Source organism: Puia sp. (assembly GCF_036500295.1).
In the GTDB taxonomy this organism is placed as follows: domain Bacteria; phylum Bacteroidota; class Bacteroidia; order Chitinophagales; family Chitinophagaceae; genus Puia.
Genome location: NZ_DASYCH010000141.1, coordinates 1 through 6,139, shown reverse-complemented (window position 1 = coordinate 6,139; position 6,139 = coordinate 1). Strand labels below are relative to the sequence as shown.

Annotated in this window: 4 protein-coding genes; 1 reads left to right on the top strand and 3 read right to left on the bottom strand. The window is 54.7% G+C overall.

Annotated elements, in window-relative coordinates; all coding sequences use genetic code 11:
* Positions 1–896, top strand: an 896-nt coding sequence (locus VGM48_RS25190) for a SusD/RagB family nutrient-binding outer membrane lipoprotein (protein ID WP_331583815.1), incomplete at its 5' end; no start/stop codon positions are given.
* 11 nt (positions 897–907) lie between these two features.
* Here the strand turns inward: VGM48_RS25190 and VGM48_RS25185 are convergent.
* The 3 genes from VGM48_RS25185 to VGM48_RS25175 all read right to left on the bottom strand — a co-directional run.
* Positions 908–3,994 (bottom strand): family 20 glycosylhydrolase, encoded by a 3,087-nt coding sequence (locus VGM48_RS25185; RefSeq protein ID WP_331583813.1) that lies wholly within the window; start codon positions 3,992–3,994, stop codon positions 908–910.
* Between the two features lie 3 nt (positions 3,995–3,997).
* Positions 3,998–5,893, bottom strand: coding sequence for a CocE/NonD family hydrolase (locus VGM48_RS25180; protein ID WP_331583811.1), 1,896 nt, complete (start codon positions 5,891–5,893; stop codon positions 3,998–4,000).
* A 44-nt stretch (positions 5,894–5,937) separates the two neighbouring features.
* The coding region (locus VGM48_RS25175) for a CocE/NonD family hydrolase C-terminal non-catalytic domain-containing protein (protein ID WP_331583809.1) at positions 5,938–6,139 on the bottom strand (202 nt) is incomplete at its 5' end.

The following is a 6,139-nucleotide window of genomic DNA, read 5'->3' as shown; positions in this document are numbered from 1 at the left end:
TAGATCCCGCCACCGCCCAGAAATGGGTACAGGCGGCCGTTACCGGTGGTGTATTTGCCAGTAATGACGACAATGCCATCCTGGTACACCAGGCTGCCGCTCCCAATGGCGCCGGAAGCCAGGTCGCGAACGGATCGGGTTCCGTACTTGGAGTGATCGATCCGGGCGCCGCTCATCTTAGTAAAACCTTTGTCGATTATCTCAACGCGACCCATGATCCCCGTATTTCTTATTTCGGGACCATTCTGGCCGATCCGGGCGTAGCCGCGGACCTGGGAGACAATACGGCTTCGAAACAACTGGGTCAGCCGAATGGCTATGACCTTAGTGGCGGAGCAACGGATCTTTCGCATGCTTCCAACTGGCCCGGTAATCAGAATAAATATTCCTGTGTCAACAGGAATACGTTTGCCCGCACGGATGCGCCTACGTTCTTCCTTACCTATGCACAAACGGAATTTTTACTGGCGGAAGCCGCCCAGAGAGGCTGGATCACCGGCGGGTCTGCCGCAACCTATTATGCCAACGGGGTGACGGCTGCCATGGGACAGATGGGACAGGTGGCTAAAGTGGGTGCTGCGCCTGCCGCCGGCGATGTCACCGCCTATTTGACGGCCAATCCGCTGACGCCGGGTTCTGAATTGAAGATCATCAACAGCCAATACTGGGTAGCCAGCTTTATGGATGAAACCGAATCGTGGGCCAACTGGAGAAGGAGTGGTTTCCCCGTCCTGACTCCTGTAAACTATCCCGGCAATGCGACCAATGGCAGTATTCCACGCCGGTATGTATATTCGACCGTCGAGGCTGCTGCCAACGCGACCAATTATAATGCCGCCGTTTCGGGTCTGACGGATGGCGATAGAATGACTTCCCGGGTATGGTGGGATAAATAGTTGCGGAAACTTTATCCGATCCGGAAGAGGACGGCATGCTGGCCGATTATTTTATGTTGCAGCGAGGGGGGGATGATGATCACCATCTTCCTTCCCTCCTGTTTCCATTTCAGCGTTCCTTTAACACCCAGTAAGGTAATGCGGCTCTTTTTTGCCGGTGCCAGCCGGTCGATCGTTATTTCCGCGGGGAGGGTGACGTCCTTGTCTTCGCCGAGGTAAAAAGCATATTGGGTGGCTCCGTCCTTTGACTGCGTGAGATACACATTGCCGGAGGACCAGGGACGAAGTGGCCGGCTATTATAGATGCCTTCCCCGTTGATCTTCATCCAGGCGCCTATTTCTTTCAGGCGGGCATAGGCCGTATCATCCCAGTCGCCTTCAGGAGAGGGGCCGACATTCAGCAGAAAATTGCCACCGCGGGAGACGATCTTTATCAGCAACCGGACCAATTCTGTAGTGGACTTATAATGATCGTGGGGAACATAGCTCCAGGAGTTGCCCATGGTGAGGCAGGTTTCCCACGGATCCTCCATGGGATGTGGAGGAATCGTCTGTTCGGGGGTGGTGTAATTCTCGAATTCCCCCGGCACGCTGCGATCGACGATGATGAGTCCTGGTTGATTCTTCCGGGCCATAGCCGCGATCCGGGGCATATCGATATCCTGGTCAAAGGGGATCTTCTTTTGCCAGTCGATGGCAGGATTGACGGAAGATAACGGCCGTACCCAACCGCCGTCGAGCCAGAGGAGGTCCATTTTTCCATACCCGGTCATCAGTTCTTCGATCTGCTTGTAGGTGTAGTCTGAAAATGCCTTCCAGCGCTCCGGATATTTGGCGGGGTCGTAATTGACATTTCTGTCTTTTGGCGGGAAATAGGGCCACCAATAATTCTCGCTGTGCCAGTCGGGTTTGGAGAAATAGGCGCCGATCATAAAGTCCTGTTGGCGGAAGGCGTCGAAGATCTCTTTGGCGATATTGCTTCGGGGGTTTGTGGCAAAGGGTGACAAGGAGGAGGTGACTTTGTAGTCGGTCTGTTTGGTGTCGAACATACAGAAGCCATCGTGGTGTTTGGTGGTAAAGACGACATATTTCATGCCGGCCTCTTTGGCTGCCGCGGCCCATTTTGCGGGGTCGAAGCGGGTAGGGTTGAATGTTGTCTGGAGGTGCTCGTATGCTTTTACGTACTCGTGGTAGTCGGCGGAGTATGGGCCTTTGCGGACCGTCCATCCTTCGTCTTCGGGGCAGATGCTCCAGCTTTCCACGATACCCCATTGGCTATAGGTGCCCCAGTGCATCAGGAGACCGAACTTGCTGTCCTGCCACTGTCCCAGCTTCTCGCGGACGAGGGTATCCGCAGGGGGCATATAGGCCCGGTAGTAATTGGAGCGCCAGAGGGCATAGCGTTGGTATTGGGTTTGGAGCCGTCGTTCAAAGTCCGGCCAGTTGCGGGTCTCCTTCGGGCTCCACAGGACCTCCGACAATGCGCTCAACCGGGGGAAGAGCATATATTCCACCTTTCGGGGGTTCGTCATATATTCTGTCCATACATTGGCCTGCGCCCCCCGGATATGCTGCGCCTGTTCGGGTGTGAGACCGGGAGGCACCGGTTCGTATTGATATACTTTTTTCAAGGGCAGGTAACCGCCGATCGTCAGGGAATCATCGTTTTGCAATTGCGAGTGATCGAAATAGACATACTCGCCGGGAGTCATGATCACGTCATGGTTTTGGCGGGCTGCCTCGATGCCTCCTTTTTCTCCGCGCCAGCTCATGACCGTGGCGTTGGGTGCAAGACCGCCTTCGAGGATCTCGTCCCAGCCGATGATCTGCCGGCCTTTGGAATTGATATATTTTTCGATCCGTTGTACAAAATAACTTTGCAGGCCGGCCTCGTCTTTTAGTCCGAGGTCTTTGATCCTTTTCTGGCATTTTGGGCAGACCTTCCAACTATCTTTTGGGCATTCATCTCCTCCGATATGTATGAATTTAGAGGGGAAGAGCGCCATCACTTCATCCAGTACATCTTCGAGGAACTGGAAAACGCTGTCGTTGCCTGCGCAATAGACGTCCTTGAAAACGCCCCAGGACTGTTTTACCTGGTAAGGTCCGCCTGTGCAGCCCAGCCAGGGGTAGGCGGCGAGTGCTGCGGAAGCGTGACCCGGTAATTCGATCTCGGGGATCACGGTGATGTAGCGGTCGGCTGCATACTTCACGACCTCCCTGATCTCGTCCTGGGTATAAAATCCGCAATGCGGGGTGCTGTCGTTGCCGGTACCGGGGTTATGACCGATGATGGTGCCGCTCCGGCAGGAGCCGATCCCGGTCAGGCGGGGATATTTTTTTATCTCGATCCGCCAGCCCTGGTCTTCGGTGAGGTGCCAGTGGAACTCGTTCATTTTATGCAGCGCGATAAAATCGATGTATCGTTTTACAAAATCCACGGAGAAGAAATGACGGCCTACGTCAAGATGGAGTCCACGGTAGGCGAAGCGGGGATAGTCTTCGATCCTGACGCAGGGGATCGAAAGTTTATTGCCGGGGGCGCGTACGACCGGGTTGCCTGCGTCGATCGCGAAGGGGCAGACCGGGAGCAGTTGGATCAGGGTCTGGACGCCGTAGAAAATGCCCGAATGGCTTTCGCCAGTAATAGTTATAGCCTCCGGAGATGCCTGGAGGATATAGCCGCCCTCGATCGCGGGTGAAGGAGCAATGAGGTTTGTACCCGCATTGGTACCTGGCTGCACGCCGGGGCTTGTAAAGAGCCGGATATAATTGTTTGCCGGGACTACCCCCGAGCGGATCACCCGCAGGCGATATCCGTAGATCTGTTCGAGATATCGATTAAAGAAATCGACCGAACGGTCATCCGATCCGTCGGTGATGAGGACCGTGTTGGGATTGATCGGGAAGCTTCCCTGTTGCCAGGTGGCGCTGACGGGTTGGGGGATGATGGCGGGCTGGGGGATGTTGACGGGTTGGGGGATGTTGGCGGGTTGCTGGGCAACCGATGACAGGCCGGTACAGAAGCCGGCGCAAAAGAGGACGGATGCGAGAAGTGTTCGCAGGTAGTTGCTCATGTAACGAATATAAGGCAGCATGCGCTATTTTTTTGATTGTGCATTCACGGCAGATTCCAGCACGGGCAGGATGATCCCGGAAGGATGGGCGTCGTCGTGGTAGATCCGGATAGTGGCCTTTTGAAAATCCGCCGCCGTGCAGGTGGGGATGTTCACGAAGGTCTGGGGGTTCCGGTCCACCAGGGGGAACCAACTGCTTTGCACCTGTACCATGAGGCGATGTCCTTTTTTAAAGGTATGGGCGATCTCGTTGATATCGAAGGCCACTTCCGTCACCTGTCCCGGCACGAGTGGTTCGGGTTTTTCGAAGCTGTTGCGGAATTTGCAGCGGAAGACATCGGCTCGTACGAGGCGTTGGTAGCCGGCGGGGAGCTTTGCCGTGCTGCCTTCTTCATTTGTGGGGAGGACGTCGATCAGTTTAACGATGAGGTCGGCGTCGGTGCCGGAGGAAGAAAGAAAAATATCGGCTTTTATCCGGCCGGTGACGGTCAGGTCCTCGGTTAAGGGCTCGCCTTGGTAGGCCAATACATCCGGTCGTTGGGCGGCAAAGCGCTGGTCGGTGACGATGTATTGATTGTCGCGCCGCTCATGGATACCGTCGATATAGGGGACCGGGTGGGCCGGATCGCTGGTGTATTCGTCGAAGGCGGCGGCGGGTGTGGCGGTGTTAGCTGTGGGAGATATTATGGACAGTCCGTTCCCGGGCTGCAGAAAAAATTTCACGGGTTTGGCGTCTGCCGGTGGCCAGGTGGAATAGGTCTTCCACTTGTTGGAGCCTGTTTCGAAGACGGTTGCTTCGGGCAGGGAGAGGGTGTCCTTATCTTTTAGGTAGAAGTTGAAGAATTTTGTTTCGATGTTGTGATAGTATTCGTTGACGTTTTGTCCGAAGTCGAGGGGGCCAAACTTATTCCAGGCGGCGCTGCCCCAGCCTCCGTGCGTCCACGGGCCCATGATGAGATGGTTGTCGTTGGTTGGGGATTGGTGTTCGATGGCGGCATAGGTTCTGAGCGACCCGAACATATCTTCCGCGTCGAACCAGCCGCCGACCACCAATACGGCGGGACGGATATTCTTGAGGTGGGTGCGGATATTGCGGGCCTTCCAATAGGCGTCATAGGTGGAGTGGCCGAGGTATTCGTTCCAGATCTTTCCTTTGTTGTTGAAGTATTCGGGGTTATTGGTGTTTTTCAGCGGGCCGAGGTCAAGGAAGAATTGGTAGGCGTCGCCTTTCATATCGACCTTGAAGATATTGCGGCCATAATTTTTTACCGGCTGCGGGCGTGGAACATCGAAGAAGTTGTCGAAGTCGAAATTATCGAGCAGGAAGAAGGCACCGTTGTGATTGGCGTCATCGCCGATGAATTCGTCGGTGACGGGCGCCTGCGGGGAGACGGCTTTGAGGGCGGGGTGTGCATCCGGCAGGGAGGCGGAGGCATAAAATCCGGGATAGGAGATGCCCCAGATCCCGACGCGGCCGTTGTTGTTTTTGGCGTTTTTTAAAAGCCAGTCTATCGTATCCCAGGTATCGGAGCTTTCATCGGTTTCCTGTTTGGATCTTTTTCCTTCCCTGTGCGGGGTCATCTCCTGAAATTCGCCTTCACTCATATACCGGCCCCGTACGTCCTGGTAGACGAAGATATATTTCTCCTGCAGGAGCTCACGGTTGGGCCCCAGCGACCGGCGGTAGAGGGTATCTCCATAAGGGCCGGCGGAATAGGGCGTCCGTTCCATCAGGAAGGGGTAGGGGTGGCTGTGATCTTTTGGCGAATAGATAGCGGTATAGAGTTTTTTGCCATCCCGCATGGGGATATATACTTCCTGTTTGTCGTAATTTTCTTTTACGAAATTATCCGGTTGGCGGCGATCCTGGGCCGGTAACCGGGAGGGAAGCAATAAAAAAAGAAAGAGATAAAGTTTCATGCCAAGTCAAGATTATTTTATACCAGGATCATCTCATACCAGGATCATTTTAGTATCGGCAGGATGATCTTTGACGGATGATCGCTGTCATGGTAGACCTTGATCGTTTCTTTTGTGAAATCGCTGTCATCGGCGGTATAGATGTCCACGAATTTCTGCGGGTTGCGGTCCACCAGCGGGAACCAGGAGCTTTGGATCTGGATCATCAGGCGATGGCCTTTTTTGAAGGTATGCGCAACGTCCGGC

What these genes read in the sequence shown, in the direction of transcription:
- VGM48_RS25185 (WP_331583813.1), bottom strand. Translation starts at nt 3,994, where the DNA reads ATGCTGCCTTATATTCGTTACATGAGCAACTACCTGCGAACACTTCTC.
- VGM48_RS25180 (WP_331583811.1), bottom strand. Translation starts at nt 5,893, where the DNA reads ATGAAACTTTATCTCTTTCTTTTTTTATTGCTTCCCTCCCGGTTACCG.